Annotated in this window: 16 protein-coding genes; 15 read left to right on the plus strand and 1 reads right to left on the minus strand. The window is 62.6% G+C overall.

All coding sequences use genetic code 11. The annotated features are described in order from the left end of the window. The first annotated feature begins 1 nt into the window (after position 1). Both PVW51_RS08030 and PVW51_RS08035 read left to right on the plus strand, forming a co-directional pair. Positions 2-1,735, plus strand: coding sequence for an aldehyde dehydrogenase family protein (locus PVW51_RS08030; RefSeq protein ID WP_274574447.1), 1,734 nt, complete (start codon positions 2-4; stop codon positions 1,733-1,735). A 19-nt stretch (positions 1,736-1,754) separates the two neighbouring features. Then, complete coding sequence (locus PVW51_RS08035; RefSeq protein ID WP_274574449.1) at positions 1,755-2,390, plus strand: TetR/AcrR family transcriptional regulator; 636 nt, start codon at positions 1,755-1,757, stop codon at positions 2,388-2,390. Positions 2,391-2,407: 17 nt separating this feature from the next. Here PVW51_RS08035 and PVW51_RS08040 read toward each other — a convergent pair whose 3' ends face one another. Further along, a complete protein-coding gene (locus PVW51_RS08040; protein ID WP_274574450.1) occupies positions 2,408-3,019 on the minus strand; it encodes a helix-turn-helix domain-containing protein in 612 nt (203 codons plus the stop codon). A gap of 150 nt (positions 3,020-3,169) precedes the next feature. On the opposite strand from PVW51_RS08040, the gene PVW51_RS08045 reads away from it, so the two are divergent. The 13 genes from PVW51_RS08045 (at position 3,170) to PVW51_RS08105 (ending at position 17,699) form a co-directional block, all read left to right on the plus strand. Continuing rightward, the gene (locus PVW51_RS08045; protein WP_274574451.1) at positions 3,170-4,315 is read left to right on the plus strand and encodes an NAD(P)/FAD-dependent oxidoreductase; all 1,146 of its coding nucleotides are present in this window, start codon (positions 3,170-3,172) and stop codon (positions 4,313-4,315) included. Then, a complete protein-coding gene (locus tag PVW51_RS08050) occupies positions 4,312-5,595 on the plus strand; it encodes a TRAP transporter large permease (protein WP_269360737.1) in 1,284 nt (427 codons plus the stop codon). Before PVW51_RS08045 ends, PVW51_RS08050 begins: the two co-directional genes overlap by 4 nt. Before the next feature lie 35 nt (positions 5,596-5,630). Continuing rightward, positions 5,631-6,602 carry a TRAP transporter substrate-binding protein gene (locus PVW51_RS08055; protein ID WP_269360736.1) on the plus strand — a complete coding sequence of 324 codons (972 nt, stop codon included), beginning with the start codon at positions 5,631-5,633 and terminating at the stop codon, positions 6,600-6,602. Between the two features lie 4 nt (positions 6,603-6,606). Continuing rightward, positions 6,607-7,131, plus strand: a complete 525-nt coding sequence (locus PVW51_RS08060) for a TRAP transporter small permease (RefSeq protein WP_274574452.1) — start codon at positions 6,607-6,609, stop codon at positions 7,129-7,131. Next, positions 7,128-8,576: a M81 family metallopeptidase gene (locus PVW51_RS08065; RefSeq protein WP_274574453.1), complete on the plus strand. Its 1,449-nt coding sequence runs from the start codon at positions 7,128-7,130 to the stop codon at positions 8,574-8,576. Before PVW51_RS08060 ends, PVW51_RS08065 begins: the two co-directional genes overlap by 4 nt. Before the next feature lie 13 nt (positions 8,577-8,589). Next, entirely contained in the window at positions 8,590-10,092 is a 1,503-nt protein-coding gene (locus PVW51_RS08070; protein ID WP_274574455.1) for an amidohydrolase family protein, read from the plus strand. Beyond that, on the plus strand, positions 10,089-10,988 hold the full coding sequence (locus PVW51_RS08075) for a CobW family GTP-binding protein (protein WP_274574456.1): 900 nt from the start codon (positions 10,089-10,091) through the stop codon (positions 10,986-10,988). The genes PVW51_RS08070 and PVW51_RS08075 overlap by 4 nt, the downstream gene beginning before the upstream one ends. A gap of 272 nt (positions 10,989-11,260) precedes the next feature. Beyond that, a complete protein-coding gene (locus PVW51_RS08080; protein WP_274574457.1) occupies positions 11,261-12,136 on the plus strand; it encodes a GNAT family N-acetyltransferase in 876 nt (291 codons plus the stop codon). Positions 12,137-12,520: 384 nt separating this feature from the next. Further along, the gene (locus tag PVW51_RS08085; protein ID WP_274574459.1) at positions 12,521-13,693 is read left to right on the plus strand and encodes a DSD1 family PLP-dependent enzyme; all 1,173 of its coding nucleotides are present in this window, start codon (positions 12,521-12,523) and stop codon (positions 13,691-13,693) included. Next, a complete protein-coding gene (locus tag PVW51_RS08090) occupies positions 13,693-14,088 on the plus strand; it encodes a RidA family protein (RefSeq protein WP_269360724.1) in 396 nt (131 codons plus the stop codon). The genes PVW51_RS08085 and PVW51_RS08090 overlap by 1 nt, the downstream gene beginning before the upstream one ends. Before the next feature lie 9 nt (positions 14,089-14,097). Continuing rightward, positions 14,098-14,955, plus strand: coding sequence for a GNAT family N-acetyltransferase (locus PVW51_RS08095; protein ID WP_274574460.1), 858 nt, complete (start codon positions 14,098-14,100; stop codon positions 14,953-14,955). A 9-nt stretch (positions 14,956-14,964) separates the two neighbouring features. Continuing rightward, entirely contained in the window at positions 14,965-16,242 is a 1,278-nt protein-coding gene (locus PVW51_RS08100; RefSeq protein WP_274574462.1) for an NAD(P)/FAD-dependent oxidoreductase, read from the plus strand. Between the two features lie 26 nt (positions 16,243-16,268). Further along, positions 16,269-17,699, plus strand: a complete 1,431-nt coding sequence (locus PVW51_RS08105; RefSeq protein WP_443287805.1) for an aldehyde dehydrogenase family protein — start codon at positions 16,269-16,271, stop codon at positions 17,697-17,699. Positions 17,700-17,801 lie beyond the last annotated feature (102 nt).

Here is a 17,801-nt window from a genome sequence, read left to right on the forward strand (position 1 = left end):
GATGAATCAGATCACCACAGACCTCATCCCGGATCATTCGGCTCTCGACCGTGACCTCGATGCGCTGGTCGCCGCCAAGGACACCTGGGCGCGCACAACGAATGCAAAGCGGATCGCGGTGCTGGAAGAGATCAAGGACCGGCTGCTGGCAGTCGCCGAGGGCTGGGCCGAAACGGCGGCGCGGCACAAGCTGATCGCGCCGGGCTCACCGCTTGCCGGCGAAGAATGGATATCGGGGCCCTATGCCGTCATGGCGGCGTGCAACGGGCTGATGCAGACGATTGCCGGGGTTGAGGGAAAGACCTTCCTCGATCATCTGAAGAAACGCCAGACTGCGAACGGTCAGCTTGCCGTGCGTGTGGTGCCGCACACAATCTGGGACCATCTGCTGCTGTCGGGCATCAACGCGGAGGTCTGGATGGAGCCCGAGGTCACCGAAGGCACGCTCGCCGCCAACACGGCCACTGCCTACGATGGACGGGCTGAGGCGCGCGAAAGCGGGGTTTCCTTGGTGCTGGGGGCGGGCAACATCGCCTCTATCGCCCCGCTCGACGTGTTCCAAAAGGTATTCTCCGAACACAAGGTCGTCATTCTGAAGATGAACCCGGTGAACGACTACCTGACACCCTATCTTGAGGCGGCGCTCCAGCCGCTCATCGAACGTGATGCGCTGCGCATTGTCCGGGGCGGTGCCGATGTCGGCGGATATCTTTGCACCCACAAATCGGTGGACGAAATCCATATCACCGGTGCCGCCGCATCTCATGATGTGATTGTCTGGGGGCCGGGGGCGGTGGGCGCAAAGAACAAGAAAGCAGGCACGCCGAAGCTGACCAAACCGATCACCTCAGAGCTTGGCGCGGTCTGTCCGACCATCGTGGTGCCGGGGGATTGGTCTGCCGCCGACCTGCGGTTCCAGGCCGAACATATCGCCACGCAGAAGCTGCATAATTCCGGCTTCAACTGTGTTGCCTGCCAGATGTTGATCCTGCCCGGCCAATGGCCGCAAAAGGCGGCGCTGATGGGGCACCTGCGCGACGTCATGCAGCAGGTCGAGGCGCGCCAGGCCTATTATCCCGGTGCCGCCGACCGGATGGCGCATTTTGCCAGCCACGCGCCGGACGCCGAGCGGTTCGACCGGGGGGCAGCCCCCGCCTGCGTCGTGGCCCCGGTGGGCGATGGCGAAAGCTGGTTCACCCGGAACGAAGTTTTCGCCCCGGCCATGTCCACGCATGAAATCAGTGAGGCCAAACCAGAGGCCTACCTGATCGAGGCAATCCGCTATGCCAACGACACCCTGCACGGCACGCTTGGCGCCAATATCCTGATCCATCCGAAAACAATTCGTGAAATCGGCAAAAGACGGTTCGAAGAGATCATCGCCGACCTGCGCTATGGCACCATTGCCATCAATGCCTGGACAGGTCTGGCCTTTCTTGCCACGGCCTGCCCCTGGGGCGCCTTCCCCGGCCATACGCTGGATGACGTCGGCAGCGGGATCGGCTTTGCCCATAACACCTTCATGTTTGACCGCCCGCAACGGGTCGTGGTGCAGGCCCCCTGGCGGCCCTTTCCGCGCAACATCCTGTCCGGCAAGGCAACGCTGCTGCCACGCCCGCCCTGGTTCGTCACCAACCGACGCCAGCATGTCCTTGGCCGGTTGCTGACGCGGTTCCAGCACAGTCCGGGATGGTTGAAGTTGCCGCGGATTTTCGTCAATGCACTGAGGGGGTGATCCTGGAGGCCATGACGACGTGACCAAAATCGACAAAATGTCCCGCCTCGTGGAAAAGGCAGACGCCAAATCCGCAAAGCGCGCGCGCAAGAAGGACGATCTTGCCGACAGCGCCATCGCGGCGCTCAAGCAGCTTGGCTATGCCCGCACCAGCTTGCGCGACATCGCCGAACTGTCGGGCGTGGCCGTGGGCACGCTGCATTATTATTTCGAGGACAAGGTCGATCTGATTACCTATTGCGTCCGGCGCTACAAGATCAGCTTCATGAAGGAAATGCAGTCGATCCTGTCGGATGATGTGGAGGCCACCCAACTGGCCGAGCGCTTCATCAAGGGGTTGTCGCGGTCAATCCGGCGCGATGCGGAGACTCACCGGCTTTGGTATGACATCCGGTCCCAGGCGATGTTCGACCCCGCCTTTCACGAGGTCGTGCAGGACATCGAAAACGGGTTGATCGACATCGTCGGAGAGTTTCTGACCCGGACAGGCAACACCCATTCGGAGGCAACGCCGGTCTACCTCGTGCTGGATGCCGCGTTTCGGTTTCACCTGCAGAAATATCTTGCAGGCGATCAATCAATGCTTGCCAGGTTCGAAGCGCAGGTTTCGATGCTGCTGGCCTCGATCACTGCCGCACCCACATCCGGTGACTGACGGGACCAGACCGGCTTTCAACCGGGCTGATCGGCCTCGCCGGGCCTGAGGCGTTGGGAGTCGGTGCAGACGCACAGGACCTCGGCCTCCTGCGCACCGGTGCTGAGATAGGCATGTCCCATGGTGCTGTCGAGGTAAACGCTTTCCCCCTGCTGCAAGGTCACCGGGGCATAGAATTCGCTGCGCACTTCGACGGTTCCTTTCAGCACGATGAGGAATTCTTCGCCTTCGTGTTGTTCCAGCCTGCCGAAATCGTGAAGGGTCGAGGATTTGATGCGGGCAAGGATCGGCACCATGCGCTTGTTCGTCAGCTCGGCACAGAGGTATTTATATTCGTAATTGTCGGTGTCGATGACGATGCCGTCGTCAATCCTGGAGGGCAGCATCCGGCTGTTGGGAGGGCGCTTGTCATAGGCGCTTTGTTCATCCCCGATCAATTGCCCGATAGACAGTTCCAGCCCCTCGGCCAGACGCAGAACCTTGTCGAGCGTTGGTGACAGCGCGCCGTTTTCGATCTTGGAAATGGTTGAAACGGAGACACCCGAAAGCGATCCCAGGTCCGTCAGTGTCATCTGTTTCGACTTGCGCAAATGCCTGAGGCGCGCGCCAAGAGCTTGGGCAGTGGTCATGGATTCCGGGTCTCCGATAGGCTTCGGAATACTTTTAAGCCGGATTCTCCTGGAAGGAAATTATTTTCGTATGTGAGAAATTTTTGTTGCATCCTGCGAGAACCTGCCTAGCCTGACGGCAATGGAATCGACCCCATAGAAAGTGCTGCAATGGCTGGACAGACCCACTCGGCGGACGTGATCATCATCGGCGCAGGCATTGCCGGGGCATCGGTCGCGGCGCATCTGGCTGCCACACTGCGGGTTGTGCTGGTCGAGATGGAAAGCCAGCCGGGCTATCACACTACCGGGCGTTCCGCCGCCGTCTTTGCCCCCAGCTATGGGCCCGAAGCCGTGCGCGCGCTGACCCGTGCCTCTCGCGGGTTTTACGATCAGCCGCCCGAAGGTTTTGCATCCGAAGCGCTGCTGACGCCCCGCCAGATCCTGATGATCGCCCGTGCAGATCAGCTTGCCGCGCTGGAAAGCTCGATTGCTGCGGTGGCAACCGGGACCAAGGTGCAGTGGCTTGATGCGAGCGGTCTGCGCGCCCATCAACCCTTGCTGCGCGAAGGCTATGCAACTGCGGGGATGCTGGATTGTGGCGGGCAGGACATTGATGTTGCCGCGCTCCATCAAGGTTATCTGCGGCTGTTCAGGGCGCGGGGCGGTGTGACCCGTACAAAAGCCGCTGTTGAGGAGTTGAAGAGGGAAGGCAACACCTGGGTTGTCCGCACCTCTGGCCAAGACCACATGACCGCGCCGATGATCGTCAACGCGGCGGGGGCCTGGGCCGATCAGATCGGGCAGCTGGCAGGTGCCGAAAACATCGGACTGGTGCCCAAGCGGCGTACGGCGATGGTTGTGGCGGAACCGGCAGGTTTCACCCGGCGCGATGCCCCCATCACAATCGACATTGACGAAGAATTCTACCTGAAGCCCGACGCGGGCCGGTTGCTGATCTCGCCTGCCGATGAAACACCAACTGATCCCTGTGATGCCCAGCCCGAAGAGATGGATGTCGCCATCTGCGCCGACCGGATCATGACAGCCTTCGATCTGGATATCAGACGGATCGAAAACAAATGGGCGGGACTGCGCAGTTTCGTCTCCGACAAGGAGCCGGTGATCGGGTTCTCCCAGAGGGTTGACGGTTTTTTCTGGATGGCGGCGCAGGGTGGCTATGGTATCCAGTCCGCCCCCGCCGCCGCCGAGGTTGCGGCGGCCCTGATCCTGGGCGCGGAGATGCCCGCGGTGGTGACCGACACCGGCTTTGACCCTTCGCAGGTCTCGCCCAACCGGCTGGCGGTGCCGGCATGATCTGGATCGTGCCCTTCATCGCTGCGGCCTTTCTGGCCTCTGGCCTTGCGCTTGCCTATGTCATCGGCGGCGCGGCGGTGCTCAGCTTTGTCATTTCCGACAACACCCGCTACCTGGCAGTCCTGCCGCAAAAGGTGTTTTCCCAGATCAGCGTGTTTTCACTGCTGGCGATGCCGCTGTTCATACTTGCAGGCGAATTGATGAACCGGGGGGGCGTGACCAAGTCGCTGATCGACCTCTCGATGGCACTGATTGGACGGCTGCGCGGTGGGCTGGGGCATGTGAATATCATGACTTCTGTCTTTTTCGCGGGCATTTCAGGGTCGGCCGTGGCCGATGCGGCGGCGCTGTCAAACACCCTGGTCCCGGCGATGCGGGAACGGGGCTATACGGCGGAATATGCCGGTGCGATCACTGCGGCCTCGTCGATCATCGGCCCGATTGTGCCGCCCTCCATCATCCTGATTTTCTACGGCGCATTGATGCAGACCTCGGTTGCGGCGCTGTTCGTTGCGGGCATTCTGCCGGGCCTGCTGCTGGCTGTGGCGCTTTTCGCGGTCAATGGTTTCTTTGCCTGGCGCGACGACCACCCGCGCGTCGAAAAAGGCGAAGCGCCGAACCTGCTGTCCGCAGTCTTTGCCGCCCTTCCGGCATTGTGCCTGCCGCTGGTCATTGTGGGTGGCATCGTTCTGGGCTGGATGACCCCGACCGAAGCGGCCTCCGTCGCGGTAGGCGCCGCGATCGTCGCATCATTCTTCTATTCGCCGCTGACGGCCTCCGATGTCTGGGAGAGTTTCTCGCGCACCGCCGTCCTGACCGGGTCGATCTTCATGATCCTCTGCGCCGTGGCCGCCTTTGGCCATCTCGCCGCACTGGAAAGAATTCCGCAGGCGATTGCCGGGCTGGTCGATCAGATGGGCCTTGGCCCCGTCGGTTTCCTGATCGTGATGAACATCCTGTTTATCTTTGCCGGGATGGTGATGGACGTGCCCGTTGCACTGGCCTTGCTGGTGCCGCTGCTGGCACCTGTCGCACTGGCCAACGGGGCCGACCCCGTACACCTGGGCATCGTCATCTGCTTCAACCTCTGCATCGGGTTGGTATCGCCCCCGCTGGGCGGCTGCCTGCTGATCGTCTCCACCGTGACGGGCGTGGATTACTGGCGGCTTGCCCGCGCGGTCATGCCCTTTGTCTTTGCCGAAATCATTGTCCTGGGCGTGCTGGTTTTCACGCCCGAGATCAGCCTCTGGCTGCCCCGCACGCTGGGGCTTTGGAAATAGCTCAAGACCACACCAACAAGGGAAGGAACCAGAAAATGAGAATGACAACCATTCTGACCGCTTCAGCCATCACCGTCGCCCTGACACTGCCTGCGACGGCGGAAGTCAAGATTGCGCTCGACAGCCCGCCTGATCTGGAGAAATCAGGCACCTACATGTGGGCCCATACCTTTGGCGAATACCTCAACGCCAATGGCATCGAAGCCACGGAGTTTGAACGCAACTCGCTGGGCGAAGAGGCAGAGCGTCTGGACCAGGTCAGCCAGGGGTTGCTCGAAGTCTCCATGTCCGACGCGAAATCGGCAGGGGCGCTCGACACCACGATCAACGGTTCGATGATGCCTTACTTCTTCGACGACATGGCGCAACTGGACATGGCGCTGGACGCAGGCGGCATGCTGGCGCAGATCAACGCGGGCACCACCCCCAAGGGCGTGCGCGTGCTGGATATCGTCTATACCGGCACCCCCACGGGTATCTTCACCACAGAAGTGCCGATCCGCACTTTCGAGGACATGAGTGGCGTGCGGATGCGTGCCCTGGACGAGGTGCAGATCAACACATTCGAACAATGGGGCGCGAAAGGGACCATCGTATCCTGGTCCGAAGTGCCCAATGCGCTGCAAACCGGCGTCGCGGGCGGTTATATCAACCCGGCCTTCGTGCCGCTGACCTACGGGCACACCTCCTTCATCAACTATTTCACCAATGCCCGGATGAGCCCGTCTGTCCGCGTCGCGATTGCTTCCGAGGACTGGTATCAAGGTCTGACGGACGAAGAGCGCGCGACCGTGCAGGCGGCCGTCGCAGCGGCCCATGAGGCGAACCGCAAGCTGGTTTCCGACGATACCGAAGTGCTCAAGCAACTGGGTGAGGCGGGAATCGAGGTGATCGAACTGACACCGGAGGAGCGTCAGAAATTCCGTGACGCCAGCCAGCCGCTTTATGAATCCACCGAAATGCCCGATGGCGCGCTTGCCGCCTGGAACGCAGCGGTCGGGCGCTGATCCCATGCGGGCGGTGGCAAATCTGCTGGACCGGCTGTCGGGCGGGCTGAACCGCGTGGCACTGCTGGGCGCTGCCCTGGCGGTCGCGCTGATGCTCTTCGCGGCCGGCTGGCAGGTCATCGCCCGCTACCTTCTGAACCAACCTCCGATCTGGACTGAAGAGCTTGCGCGCTTCTCCATGGTCTGGGGCGGATTGCTGGGCGCGACCTGCGCCTTTCGGTTCCGCAGCGACCCGACCCTTTTCCCCGACGCCCTGAAAGCCACCGGAACCCGCGGGTTTGCGGCCACTCTGGTCCGCGTCTTCGGCGTATTGTGCTTTATCCTGCCGATCCTCTGGTTCAGCTTCCTCGGGCCCGGCGCCGATCCGGCACGCGGCTACCTCGCGCGGCTGGCGGGCAGGCAAACCGAAACGATGGACCTGCCGATGGTGGTCTTCGGGATAGCGATCCCGCTCGCCTTTTCGCTCATTCTCCTGCACGTGCTGGCCGATATCGCGCGGGCCATCGCCGAACTGAAAGACACCCGATGAAACTCTTCATGGCTTCGCTGGCAACTGAAACCAATTCGTTCTCCCCGATCCCGACGGGGTGGAGCGGGTTCAAGGAACATCTTTACACCAAGCAGGCATCTCGGGGCGAAGCGGGGCTTTACGCCGCTGCCGTAACGGTCTGGCGACACCGCGCCGAAGCGCTGGGATGGGAAGTGGCCGAAAGCCTGTCGACCTATGCGCAACCGGCGGGCCCCACCGTCGGGCATGTCTACGAGGCGATGCGCGATGACATCCTGAGCGATCTCAGATCTGCCATGCCGGTCGACGTGGTGCTCTTGTCGATGCATGGCGCGATGATCGCACAAGGCTACGACGATTGCGAAGGTGACCTGCTCGACCGGGTGCGCGGCATCGTCGGGCCCGATGCAAAAGTGGGGCTGGAGGTTGACCCTCATTGCCACCTTACCGAAGCGATGCTGGACAATGCCACCGCGATCATCTGCTACAAGGAATACCCCCATATCGACGTGACCGAACGCGCCGAAGAACTGTTCACCATCTGCGCCGATGCAGCGGCGGGCCGGGTCACGCCGGTCATGCGCGACTATGACTGCCGGATGATGGCCATGTATCACACGCCGTTCGAGCCGGTGCGCAGCTACGTGGACCGGATGAGCGCGATGGAAGGGACAGGCGGTATCCTCTCTGTCTCACTGGTGCATGGCTTTCCATGGGGGGACAATCCGCGCTGCGGGACAAGGACGCTGGTCATCACCGATGGCGACGCGGATCTTGCCGCAGAACGGGCCGAAGCCCTGGGCCGGGAGCTTTGGGACATGCGCGGCGACCTGCGCCGCTTTCCCGGCATGGACGAAGGGATCGACCGTGCCGTTGCATCCAACGCCGCACCCGTCGTGCTGGCGGATTTCGCGGATAATGCGGGGGGCGGGGCGCCTTCGGATTCCACCTATGTCCTCAAGGCCGTGCTGGAGCGCGGGCTGAAAGATGTCGCCATCGGCACCTTCTGGGATCCTGTGCTTGTCGGCATGTGCATCGACGCGGGCATCGGGGCCACAATGGCCGTGCGCGTGGGGGGCAAGATCGGACCCATGTCAGGCGATCCGGTCGATCTGACCGTGACGGTGCGCGGCATCGCCCATGATGCCGTGCAGCATCTGGGCAAGGCGGAAATGAACATGGGCGATTGCGTCTGGCTCGAAGCGGATGGTGTGCATCTTGTCCTGAACACGCGCCGCACCCAGACCTTCCACCCTGAAGCCTTCGAAAACCTTGGCATCAACCTTGCCGCGATGAAATACGTGGTCGTGAAATCCTCACAGCATTTCTACGATGGCTTCGCCCCGATGGCGGCAGAGGTTATCCACCTCGGCACCCCCGGTGCCATCACCCCGGATTTCACCAGGCTTCCGCTGACCAAACGCGACGGGAACTATTGGCCAAGGGTCGATAACCCTTTCTCATAGAATGGAATAATCCATGACAGATATCCCCGACATCATAATCCGCAATGGCCGGGTGATGGACCCGGACAGCGGCTTCGATCAGGTCTGCGACATCGCCATCTCGGGCGGGCAGATCACCCGGATCGGCGCGGTATCTGACAAGGGCAAGACAGAGATCGACGCAACCGGGCTGATCGTCTCTCCCGGTTTCGTGGATATTCATGCACATGGCCAGTCGGTAGCGGCGGACCGGATGCAGGCTTTTGACGGTGTTACCACAACGCTGGAACTGGAGGTCGGCGCGCTTCCCGTGGCGGGATGGTACGACAGGCAGGCGGGTATTCCACGCGCGTTGAACTATGGCACCGCAGCGGCCTGGCTGTTCGGGCGCAAGGCGGTGATGGGTGCCATCACACTGGACGCCGGCGTGCATCCGATCGACCAGATGGGCGCCGGTGCGGAAGATATGCGCTGGTCGACAGAGGCTGCGGATGCGGATCAAACGAAAGCCATCGTCGCCCATGTGCGGCAGGCGCTGGATGAAGGTGCCATAGGCATCGGTATCCCCAACGGCTATGCCCCCGGCGCGGGGGTCAAGGAAATGACCGAAATCTGCGATCTGGCTTTTGAATACGGCACACCGACCTTCACCCATATCGCCTATCTCAGCAACATCGACCCGCAAAGCTCGGTCGACAGCTATGTACGGCTGATTGGACTGGCAGGGGCAACCGGTGCGCATATGCATATCTGTCACCTGAATTCGACTTCGCTGATGGACATCGAGCGGGTGACGGAACTGGTCGCCAAGGCGCAGGCCCAGGGCCTGCCGGTCACGACCGAGGCCTACCCCTACGGCACGGGGGCCACTGTTGTCAGCGCCGGTTTTTTCAGTGACCCGGACTTTACCCGGCGCACCGGCAGCGATTATTCCAATGTCGAGCTGATCCGGAAACACCACCGGTTCACCGGACGCGAGGATATTGAAAAAGCCCGCGAAAACGCCCCTTCCGACCTGGTGATGTGGCATTTCCTGGATGTGGAGGTGAACGATGAGCACCGCCGCCTGCTGGACCTGTCGGTGACCTATGCGGGCGGCTCGATCGCCTCGGACGCGATGCCCTGGATCAACGAGGACGGCAGCATCTATGAAGGGCTGGAATGGCCGTTGCCCGATACCCTTTCCGCGCATCCGCGTTCATCCGGCACGTTCACACGGTTTATCAGCCGCTATGTGCGGGACCGCCAGACCATGTCCCTGATGGAAGGTCTGGCAAAATGCACGATCCTGCCCACCCGGGTCATCGAAGGATGTGCAGCGCAGATGACGCGCAAGGCCCGGCTGCAGGAAGGGTGCGATGCCGATATCGTCGTTTTCAACCTCGAAACCCTGGAGGATCGGGCCGATTTCACCGCAATGAACCGCCCGTCGGTGGGTGTGTGCCATCTGCTGGTCAACGGGGTGGCTGTCATCACGGATGGTATGCTCAACCCCGATGCCGCGCCGGGCAGGCCGATCAGACGCGAGACCTCATGAGCGTACCGATCCTGGTCGTCACCGGGTTTCTCGGCGCCGGGAAGACCACTTTCATCAACACATTGCTGCAAAGCGGTCATGGCCTGCGGATCGCGGCCATTGTCAATGACTTCGGGTCGATCAACATCGACGCCACATTGATCGGCGCATCGGCAGATGGGGTGATCGGGCTGAAGAACGGCTGCATCTGCTGCTCGCTTCAGGGCGACCTGCTGCGCACGCTGCGCACGGTCATGCGCCAGACACCGGTACCGGAACTGATCGTGGTCGAAGCCAGCGGTGTGGCAGATCCCACCGGCATCATCCAGTCCCTCATGGACCCGGTGATCTGGCAGTCCGCGCGCCTGCAGACGGTCATCGGCGTCGTCGACGCCACAGATGCCCCGCACCGTATGGATGACCCCTTGTGGCAGACGCAGGTCCGCGGCTCGGATGTGCTGCTTCTGGCCAAGGGCGATTGCACGACCACTGAAGCGCTGAGCGCATTGCGCAGCCGCCTGTCCGTCAGCTTCAGAAAGACCATCCTCGACCTTTCGGAGGCGCCCTCGATATCCGCCTTGCTTGAGCTGCAGGAGACAAACCGCAACTTCCCCAGGACAAACCCGGCGCCGGACAATCGCTTTGCCCATGCGGAATGGATCCATGAAGGTGCCATTGATCTTGGCGCATTTCAGAAAGTGATGGGCCAGCTCGCGCCGGGGTTGTTGCGGGCAAAAGGGTTCATTCGGTTCAAGGGCCAGACTGAGATGATGCTGTTCCAGCTTTCAGGCAACCGCGCCACGCTGGCCCGCGCAGAAGAAGGGGTGGATCCCGTCTGCCGACTTGTCCTGATCGCAGAGCGTGACAAGACCGGGTTGGACGAGGCCATCGGGCTGCTCCGCAGGCTTGAAACCTGAAATGTACTGTCAGTGGCCCGGCTTGCACCGGAAATGCCCGTCGGTTGGAACAGGAAGCGCGGTTCAGCTATCGCTCACAGCCGATGGCAATGTTGGTTGTGCGTAATATCAAACCAGTTTAGCAGAATAATTGGCTGGCCAGGCCAAATGAAGTGAATTCTACCGATGCATTGAAGCCATTATCAGGACAACAACTATTGTTCCCGCGCTAAACTCACCGGTGGGATGTGACCGGGAAAATAGCGGATCAGATCGCTGGAGGAGGAGTCTCGATGGGAAAATCCGTTCGCATTAAGTCCTTCGAACTGGTCGCGCAGGATATTTCCGATGTCGATGTTCACCTGTTGCATGCCCTTTCAGCCGGGGTGGGCTGGCCGCACCGGCCCGCCGACTGGGAATTCCTGCGGCAGGTTGGCGAGGGGATCGTCGCGGTAGACGAGATTGGTCGCGTCTTTGGCAGTGCGATGTGGTTTCAGCAAAGCGAAGACTTTGCGACAATCGGGCTGGTGATCACGACGACCCGCTCGCAGGCGCAGGGGGCGGGCCGCTGGCTGATGGCGCAGGTGCTGGAGCGTTGCAAAGTCAGCAACCTGGCCCTGAATGCGACAAAGGCCGCCTATCCGCTTTATCTTTCTCTGGGCTTTGAACATGAGGCGACGGTTTTCCTGAACGCGGGCAAAGTGTCCGCTGTGCCGGAACTGGGCCCCGCGCAGGGAAGTCTGGGCAAATTGCCTGTCTCCCAGATCGATGAGATCATGGATTGCGACAGCCAGGGCTTTGGCGTGAACCGTGCGCCGGTGCTGGAAAAACTGGCGGAAACGTCTTCCATCTGCGTTCTGCGCCGGGATGGAAAAGTGGTTGGCTATTCGATGCGCCGTCCCTTCGGGGGGCTTGAGGTGATTGGCCCGATTGTCGCCAGCAGCGATGAAGATGCGATCCAGCTTGCCACCTGGCATCTGAAAACGATGAAGGGGTGTCAGGTGCGGATCGACACCCGCGAAGAATCCGGCCCGTTTGCCGAGTTTCTGACCCAATGCGGGCTCGCCCCGGTCGAGACGACGATCACGATGTCGAAGGGCCGCAGGTTCCTGAACCGCTCTGCGACCGCACCCTGGGTCTTTGCTCTGGCGGGCCACGCCCTGAGTTGATCGGGCGGGGCTGAGCCACGCCATCCCCTTGCCGGATTGTATTCCCCGCGGAGAACCGCACCCCGGGCTGACCCTCCCATCCAAGGCAAACTTCCGCAGCTTTGCGGCAAGTGTGAACCCTGCGGTTTTTCATGGAAGTACGAAAGAAGATGTCGCGACCGGCTGCGGAAACGGAGAATCCTGCGGCGCGCGAATGGTCATTCTGATCCCAAGGGCACCAGGGCCGTCCGGTTCGCCCGAAAGAGAAGATATGCAGATGCCAGCCAACAGAACCGCCGGAAAGAACACGCCCCATTGGTGGGAAGCCGCGCCGGCCGGATCACCGGCGTTGCGACCGGGCCGGAGCCGGGCACTGCCGATTACCCCAAGTTACGGAGCCTGAAGATGTCCTCAATCCCAGCAAATCCACCATCTGAGGCCGGTCAGTGCCTGGAAACCCTTGCCACCCCCTGTCTGGTTCTTGACCGTGACCGTATGGACCGCAATGTGACGCGGTTGCGGGGGCGGCTGGCGCAGCTTGGGCCCGAGCTGCGTCCGCATCTGAAAACCTGCAAATCGCCCGAGGCCGCACGGCGGGTAATGACCACGGCAGCAGGTCCGGCGACGGTTTCGACATTGAAAGAGGCCGAGGAATTTGCCGCCGCCGGTGTCACCGACATCACCTATGCCGTGGGCATCACTCCCGACAAGTTGGACCGCGTGCTGGCGCTGCGCGGGGCAGGGGTGGATCTGGCGGTGACCCTGGACACGGTGGTTCAGGCGCAGGCCGTGGCCGAGGCTTCGCGCAGGGCGGGTGCTGCGATTCCGGCGCTGATCGAGATTGACTGTGACGGCCATCGCTCCGGCGTGCTGCCGCATGACCGCGAGAGGTTGCTGGCCATTGCGGGGGCGCTGACAGAGGCGGGCGCCCTGCGCGGGGTGCTGACCCATGCCGGTGACAGCTATGGCGCGCGCGGCGACGCGGCGCTGCGCGCCTGTGCCGAGGGCGAGCGGGCCAGCGCGGTCGCGGCGGCCACCATTCTGCGCGAGGCCGGCTATGAATGTCCGGTGGTCAGCGTCGGGTCGACCCCGACGGCGCATTTTGCCGAGAACCTTGACGGTGTGACCGAGGTGCGGGCCGGTGTCTTTGTCTTCTTCGATCTGGTGATGGCCGGGATCGGCGTCTGTGCGGTAGACGACATCGCGGTTTCGGTGCTGGCCACGGTGATCGGACATCAGCAGGAAAAGGGCTGGATCCTGGTCGATGCCGGCTGGATGGCGATGTCGCGCGACCGGGGCACATCGAAACAGACGCTTGATCAGGGCTATGGGCTGGTCTGCGACATTGATGGTGCGCCGCTGGCGGATCTGATCATGGTGGATGCCAATCAGGAACATGGCATTCTTGCCCTGCGGCCCGGATCAGGCGCTGTGCTGCCCGATCTGCCGATCGGCACCCGCCTGCGGATCCTGCCCAATCACGCCTGCGCCACCGGCGCGCAGCATGACCGCTATCATGTGCTGCGCAGTGACAGCCGCGATGTCGAAGCGGTCTGGCCGCGGTTCGGAGGCTGGTGATGCGCGCGGCAGAGATCACCCCGGTTTCGACCAAGGATGCCCCCGCTGCTGCAGGCCACTACGTGCAGGCACTGCGGCATGGCGGGCTGGTCTATGTCTCGGGGCAGCTGCCCGTCGCCCCGGATGGCAGCCACCACCCGCAGGCGGATTTCGAGACCCAGGCGCGGCAAGCCATCGCCAACCTGCTGGCTGTCACCAGGGCCGCCGGGGCCTCGGCCGAGACCCTGCTGAAGGTGACGGTTTATCTTGTGGACGTCGCCAACTGGCCGCGTTTCAACGCGATCTATGCGCAGATGCTGGGCGATCTGCGCCCGGCCCGTTCTGTCGTGCCGGTGCCCGAGCTGCACTACGGCTATCTCGTTGAAATCGACGCCATCGCCGCCTGCCATGCGTGAGGAGAAGACATGGATCTAAAGACATTGCCCTTAACCCTGCGCCCGATGACCGCAGCGCAGCCTGATCTGGAAAGTGCGCTGCACCTGTCACAAGCGGTCGGCTGGGCCTATCGCCTGGAGGACTGGCGCATCGCGCAGATCCTTGGGCAGGGGGTTCTGGCCGAAGAAAACGGCGCGGTCATCGGCTCTGCCCTGTGCTGGCCCTACGGGGATGGTTTTGCCACCTGCGGCAGCATCATCGTGTCACCCGCCATGCAGGGGCGCGGGTTGGGGCGGGTCTTGCTGACCCGTTTGCTGGAACTTACCGGCAGGCGCGCCGTGATGCTGAATTCCACGACCGAGGGGATGCGGCTGTATCAGAGTTTCGGTTTTGAGGCACAGGGAACGGTTCATCAGCATCTGGCACCGGCCAGCCTGAACGTGGCACCGGATGCGGCAGATCCGCAGGTGCGTGCCGCCCGCGCCGAGGACATGCAGGCGATCCTGCAGATGGACCGGCGCGCCTTTGGGGCCGACCGTCAGCGGATGATCGCGGAATTCTTCCAGACCGGTTCCGTCATGGTGATCGCGGGTGACGCGGGCCCGCAGGCCTATGCCATCTGCCGCCCCTTCGGGCTTGGCCAGGTGATCGGGCCGGTGGTGGCAGGCGGTGCGGCGGACGCCAAGGCGCTGATCCGGTATTTCCTGCGGTCCAGGGCCGGTCAGGTCCGGCGCATCGACATCGGCGGCGACAGCGGGCTGGGCGCCTGGCTGACGGAGCTGGGCCTACCCGAAGTGGATCAGGTCACTACCATGATGCGGGGCAAGCGCCCTGCAATTCCCGGGCCGGAGCGGCTGTTCGCTCTGGCCAGTCAATCCTTTGGTTGAGGCAAAGAAATGAAACTTGTTCCTTACTGGCACGACACCGCCCCCAGGTTCCAGGGTTGCGAAACGGGGCCTGTGGAAGGCGATTATGACGTGGCCGTGGTCGGCGGCGGCTTTACCGGGTTGTCCGCTGCCATTGCCCTGGCGCGCAAGGGCGCAAGCGTGGTCCTGCTGGAGGCCGACCGGCTTGGCGGCTGCGCCTCGGGGCGCAATGGCGGCATGTGCAACAATGGCTTTGCCCAGGATTATGCCGGTATGGTCGGCAAGCTGGGGGCCGAAACCAGCCTGCGGCTTTACCAAAGCTTCAACACCGCCGTGGATACGGTTGAAGCCCTGATCCGCGCGGAGAACATCGATTGCGACTTTCAGCGCGTCGGCAAGCTGAAGATGGCGGCCAAGCCTGCCCATTATGACAAGCTGGCCCGTTCGCATGAGCTGATGGTGCAGGGGGCAGACCCCGATGCGCGGCTGGTCTCGCGCGCGGAGCTGGGGGCGGAAGTGGGCACCGACCGTTATTTCGGGGGGCTGATCTTTCCGCATGCGGCACAGATGCATATGGGCAAATATGTCCATGGACTGGCCAGCGCTGCGGCGCGCCACGGCGCGCATCTGCATGAGAACAGCCCGGTCACCGGTATCAGGCGGCTGAACGGTCAGGCGCATCGGTTGACCACGCCACGCGGTTCAGTCAATGCCAGACAGGTGTTGCTGGCCACGGGCACCTCGGCTGTCGGGCCGCTGTCGTGGTTCCGCCGCCGGATCGTGCCGGTGGGGGCGTTCCTGATTGTCACCGAGCCCCTGTCCAGAGAGCAGCTTGACGCTCTGGTGCCGGGCCGCCGCAATGCCACGGACACCCGCAACTTTGTCAGCTATTTCCGCGTCACCCCCGACAACCGCCTGCTGTTCGGGGGGCGCGCCCGGTTTGCCGGATCCAACGCCAGGTCGGATGTCAAAAGCGGCGCCATCCTGCGGCGCTCCATGGTCGAGATCTTCCCGGACCTTGCCAATACCAGGATCGATTATTGCTGGGGCGGGATGGTCGATATGACCGCCGACCGGCTGCCGCGTGCGGGTGAACGCGAGGGGCTGTTCTATTCCATGGGCTATTCCGGGCACGGGACGCAGATGGCGACCTACATGGGTCAGATCATGGCAGAGGTGATGGACGGCAATACCACTGCCAATCCCTGGGGCGATTTCGACTGGCCCGCGATCCCGGGGCATTTTGGCCCGACATGGTTCCTGCCCTTCGTGGGGGCCTATTACAAATTGCAGGATTACCTGCACTGATGATGAAAGAGGTGAGCCCGATGGATATGACCAGAACCAGGCAATTCTACATTGACGGCGCATGGGTCGATGCATCGTCCGATGCCGGTATCGCCTTTGCCGATCCCGCGACGGAGCAGCAGACAGGCAGTATTGCGGCAGGCACCGCTGCGGATGTGGACCGCGCCGTCATCGCCGCGCGCCGGGCGTTCGACAGTTTTTCGCTGACCACGGTGGCAGAGCGCCGCGCCCTGCTGGGGCGTATTCAGGCGCAGCTGGAGGCGCGGGCCGAAGACCTTGCGCAGGCGATGACCCGGGAAATGGGCGCGGCCATCAGCTTTTCCCGCAGCACCCAGGTGCCCTTCGGGATTGCCCATATCCGTGCCGCCATCGAAGTGCTGGGAGATTACGACTTTCTTGTCCGGCAGGGCACAACCGCCATCCTGCGCGAGCCGATCGGCGTTTGCGGGTTGATCACCCCGTGGAACTGGCCGTTGTATCAGATCACCGCCAAGGTCGGGCCCGCCATCGCCGCCGGTTGCACGGTGGTTCTGAAACCCAGTGAGCTGTCACCGCTGAGTGCGATCCTTTTTGCGCAGGTCATGCATGATGCGGGCACGCCTGCGGGTGTGTTCAACATGGTGACCGGCACCGGGCCGGAGGTGGGTGCCGCCATCGCCTCGCATCCGGGTGTGGATATGGTTTCGATCACCGGCTCGGTGCGCGCCGGTGTGCAGGTGGCGCAGGCGGCTGCGGTGACGGTCAAGCGGGTGGTGCAGGAGCTGGGGGGCAAATCGCCCAATATCCTCTTGCCTGATGCCGATTTTGCCCGCGTCGTGCCGCTTGGTATCGCTTCGGGCATGCGCAATGTGGGCCAGTCCTGCAGTGCGCCGACACGGATGATCGTGCCGGCCGATCGTCTGGAGGAGGTCGAGGCGCTGGCGCGGGAACATGTCGCCACCCTGGTTGTCGGCGACCCGAAGAACCCGGAGACAACCATGGGACCGGTGGCCAACCGGGCGCAATATGACCGCGTGCAGCAGATGATCCGCGTCGGGATTGAGGAAGGCGCGCGGCTGATCTGCGGCGGGCCGGGCCGGGCCGAAGGAATCACCCAGGGGCTTTATGCGCGGCCGACGGTCTTTTCGGGTGTGCAGACCGCCATGCGCATCGCGCAGGAAGAAATCTTTGGCCCGGTGCTGTGCATCCTGCCCTATGAGAGCGAGGAGGAGGCCGTGGCCATCGCCAATGATACGGTCTTTGGTCTGGGCGGCCACGTGCAATCTGCCGATCTGGAAAGCGCGCGGCGCGTCGCGCGCCAGATCCGCTCCGGTCAGGTCCATATCAACCATCCGGCCTGGGATGCCCATGCGGCCTTTGGCGGCTACAAGCAATCGGGCAATGGCCGCGAATACGGTGTCTTTGGCATGGAGGAATGTCTGGAGACCAAGGCCATCCTGGGGTTCTTCCCGGGCTGATCGCGGCTGCTTTGCCTGCCAGTGAACACACCATTGACAGGTTAGGACAAGCGACCTAATGATAATGCCTAGGACGTTTGACCTAGGCATTATCCGGGGCGC

The organism is Sulfitobacter sp. PR48 (assembly GCF_028807335.1).
In the GTDB taxonomy this organism is placed as follows: Bacteria; Pseudomonadota; Alphaproteobacteria; order Rhodobacterales; family Rhodobacteraceae; genus Sulfitobacter.